This window comes from Phytobacter sp. V69 (genome assembly GCF_965644215.1).
GTDB lineage: Bacteria > Pseudomonadota > Gammaproteobacteria > Enterobacterales > Enterobacteriaceae > Phytobacter.
This window is the reverse complement of sequence record NZ_CBFFRL010000319.1, coordinates 1-3,523: the sequence shown is the minus strand read 5'-3', so window position 1 is coordinate 3,523 and position 3,523 is coordinate 1. Positions and strand designations below refer to the sequence as shown.

General features: G+C 52.0%; 5 protein-coding genes and 1 pseudogene. All 6 read left to right on the top strand.

The window, feature by feature from the left end; all coding sequences use genetic code 11:
* Window positions 1-53 precede the first annotated feature (53 nt).
* Window positions 54-500: a hypothetical protein gene (locus tag ACSZPU_RS24415; RefSeq protein WP_499004155.1), complete on the top strand. Its 447-nt coding sequence runs from the start codon at window positions 54-56 to the stop codon at window positions 498-500.
* Between the two features lie 16 nt (window positions 501-516).
* Window positions 517-1,299, top strand: coding sequence for a DsbA family protein (locus ACSZPU_RS24410; RefSeq protein WP_499004153.1), 783 nt, complete (start codon window positions 517-519; stop codon window positions 1,297-1,299).
* A 218-nt stretch (window positions 1,300-1,517) separates the two neighbouring features.
* Window positions 1,518-1,809: pseudogene (locus tag ACSZPU_RS24405) on the top strand (cell envelope integrity TolA C-terminal domain-containing protein).
* Window positions 1,810-2,223: 414 nt separating this feature from the next.
* Entirely contained in the window at window positions 2,224-2,565 is a 342-nt protein-coding gene (locus ACSZPU_RS24400; RefSeq protein WP_499004152.1) for a hypothetical protein, read from the top strand.
* Window positions 2,550-3,185, top strand: a complete 636-nt coding sequence (locus tag ACSZPU_RS24395) for a hypothetical protein (protein ID WP_499004151.1) — start codon at window positions 2,550-2,552, stop codon at window positions 3,183-3,185. The genes ACSZPU_RS24400 and ACSZPU_RS24395 overlap by 16 nt, the downstream gene beginning before the upstream one ends.
* 194 nt (window positions 3,186-3,379) lie before the next feature.
* The coding region (locus tag ACSZPU_RS24390) for a transposase (RefSeq protein ID WP_499004156.1) at window positions 3,380-3,523 on the top strand (144 nt) is incomplete at its 3' end.

Below are 3,523 nucleotides of genomic sequence, written 5' to 3'. Positions count from 1 at the left end.
AAGAGCGGGCATCGTGAAAAGTCTATGTCAAAGAAAGGGTTATGTTTTCATAATTGACGATTAAATCGCACCTTCCTGAGGTACTGAGTCAGCAGCATCAGGCAGAACAGGCGGAGGCCAGCCGTCACGCACAGATGCTGAACAAACCTGCAGAGCCCGAGAACATCATTATCCCACCTGAGATTATCCCTGAGCTGCCGGTGATACCGCCTGACGCCACGCGCTCACCGGAACCCCGTAGTGTGGACAAAGAGACGATTGAGCGCATTGCGAACGCAGTGCGGCCAGAGCCGGAGGTCATACCCGATATCAGCCATATTGAACTGCCTGACCGTGGAAAAGAGGTCCAGGAGCTGTCACGCACTGCTGAGCGCGTGGCGGGAGAGCTGGCCGAACGCAAACGCGCAGAGGTCACGTTGCCGCAGACAGCGCAGGAGCGTGGTCGCACTATCGAACACGAAGAACTTACACGCACCCATACCATCCAGAAAGAACGCTAAACCCAGGAACACACAGATGAACGTTAAGAAAACACTGTTAGCAGTAGTTACAACATACACTATTTTTCAGTTAAACCCACTGATGGCGGCACCTGCGCCGGTATTCTCGCCCGAACAGGAAGCGCAGATAGGACAAATTGCCGCCGACTACCTGGTGGCACATCCCGAGGTACTGGTCCAGGTCAGTCAGAAACTGCAGCAACAGCAACAGCAACGACAGCAACAGTCGCTGGTTCTGAGCGTGATGGAAAATCAGGATGTGCTGCTGCGTGATACAGATACGCCGGTGGTCGGCCCGGACAACGCAAAAGTGGCGGTTATTGAGTTCTTTGATTACCAGTGCATCTACTGCAGCCGTCTGGCGCCGGTGATGGAGCAGGTGATGAAGACCAGCCCGGACGTGCGCTACGTCTTCAAAGAATGGCCTATCTTCGCGTCACGCTGGGAAAGCTCAGAGAACGCGGCGCAGCGCGGCATCGACGTCTGGAAACAGAAGGGTGCAGCGGCCTATGCGGTGTATCATAACAGCGTGTACAAGACTGGCCACAATGAAGGCCAGCTGACCGCAGAGGATATCGACGCAGCGGCCAAAGAGGCCGGTGTGACGGGCAAACTGGCGGCAGATTACAGCAGCCAGCTTGAGAAAAACAACCAGCTGGCGCAGACGCTGGGGCTCACCGGTACACCGGGGCTGATTGTGATGCCGGTGAACAACGCCACGCCAAAAACCATTACGGTCTTCCCAGGCGCTGCGACCGCAGATCAAATTCAGGCTGCGATTAAGAAAGCCAGCCACTGACCGTAAACGGAGGGTACTTAATTTCACCGTTGAGCAAACCTTCCGTTCCCGATTATCCCTTTTTCCGGCCGCCGGTCGGCATTTCATTCAGGACGAAACATGAGAGTCATCACTGCCATTATCGCCGCGACATTGCTGACCAGGTGTACCAGCCCGGCCCCGCCAGGTCTCCAGCGAACGACAATAATCAGCTGGATAGCCAGCAGGTGACTGAACGTATGTTGCCGCCAGCATCTCAGGCAGACAACCGCAATATAACCCGCTATGCCTCACAACTCCAACACGCCATCAGGAGCAGGATAAACAATGCGACTGATATGGAGGGAAAATCATGCAGCCTGCACATCAGAATGAACCCTAATGCTCAGTTAGAATCTGTACGCGTAGTGGGGGGATCCGAAATTATGTCAGACTCTGATGAGTGCGATGAGCCAGGCCAGCTTGCCGGCATTCCCTGATGAGGGGGTTTACCAGGTATTCAAAGACGTCTCTGTTGACCTGAAATGGTGAGGCAAGGCTGAAGAATGACCGGCATGCGAAATGTCCATCCTTTTATACCCGATATTTTAAGTGGTTAAATTTCTCGTGTGCCGGTACGGTCATCCCGCCAGAACCGCACCGACCGGCCACGAAATCATCCTGACGCGCCCGGGGTAACCGGGCTTGTCCAGCCCCTCGAACGTAGGATGTCTAATTAGCTTCAAAAAAGCAACGGCAACCCAGCAAACCCTCCCTTGTTTGCTGGGTAACTGACAACCACTTGCTTGATCATTTTTGAGTAATGACGTAGATTGCTTATACACGTGCCATGTGTGTCATATATTTTCTTGTACTACGAAGCATTATTATGCTCGAACGGACATCCCCCTTGCAGCGCAAGAGGTTCCGTTATCCCACTGAATACTAAGAATACTGGAGGTGAATATGATTACACATACTCGATTCACTATCGCTGATGACTATGCCCTTTTAGGGAATTTTGGCGTACCCGGCGTTCAAGGTAAATTCGAAGTACGCTCAAACAAGACCCGTAAAAGTCGTCCTCTGCTGATCGTCGTCCATGAAAATTGGCGCGATGCTGGCCGTCGCGAGCGCGTCGAACCAGTCGTTGTAGTGCAGCTTGAGTCTGATGGCCGCAAAAAAATCACCAAGCAGGAAGATTCTATCTTTGCTCAGAAGATGAATTTGGCTGATTTCGGTCGTCGCGCAATTGAACTGTTTCAACTGAATGGAATGGAACACTCGGCGCAATGTCACCACGGATAATTGACGGGCACGATAAGAATCTCATTTGGCTTGAACCTGGTGATGCTTGCCTGGAGTTTTCCAATATCATTGATGACGTTGGAGACGAGCATTTAGCTATTCTTTCTGATGAAGATGGTATAGCTCGTCTCTATCTCCGTCATATCGAATCCGGTCAGATCTCCGCGAATTTTGTTTTCGAATTCGAACTGGTTCCACCTGGCGGCTTTCCTGCGCGCGTTCCGCAGGTCGTTTCTGCGTTCGTCGATGAAGACTTTCGTAACGTCAAACTTTCGCAACACGCTTATCAAGCCATCATGGAGCACTATGGGGCGATTGTTAGCGATGTACGCCAAACAGCCGGTGGCATGTTTATCTGGCTTGTAATGGCTGAAAACGACAACGTAAAGATAAACGTCATGGAAATTCATGGTGAGAACCTGGAATATCGCATGGTCGGTGATGAACCAGAAGCGTATACGGGTGCTGCCCAATCGCTGCGAGAACTTGGCGATACCATCTTGGGTGATCCTGATACAGTCGTTTCACCTAGCACTTTAGACCGGATTGGATTCCGACCGACATACCAGAACATGGAACACGTTGTTCTGGCGGCGCGCATTCCCTTCCCTACTGCATAACCTCCTTTCTTGTAGGGCAATTCAGACGCTATATTCCTTGCTATGAGAGAACGCGTATTCAGCCCATCTTGGCCTCTAACCTTCGAGGAATATCGCCACGTATACGCGCTGCAGCGCGCTCACCGGTAATCCCCCCGAAAAACCGGTGTGTTGATAAGTAGAATTTTCTCGTCATCTGAACCGGGGAGATTTCTATGAAAAAGTCACGTTTTACCGACAGCCAGATCATGTCCATCCTGAAGCAAGCCGAGGCCGGAACGCCGGTGGCTCAACTGTGCCGCGAGCATGGTATGAGCAATGCCAGTTTCTATAAGTGGCGCTCGCGCTTTGGCGGGATG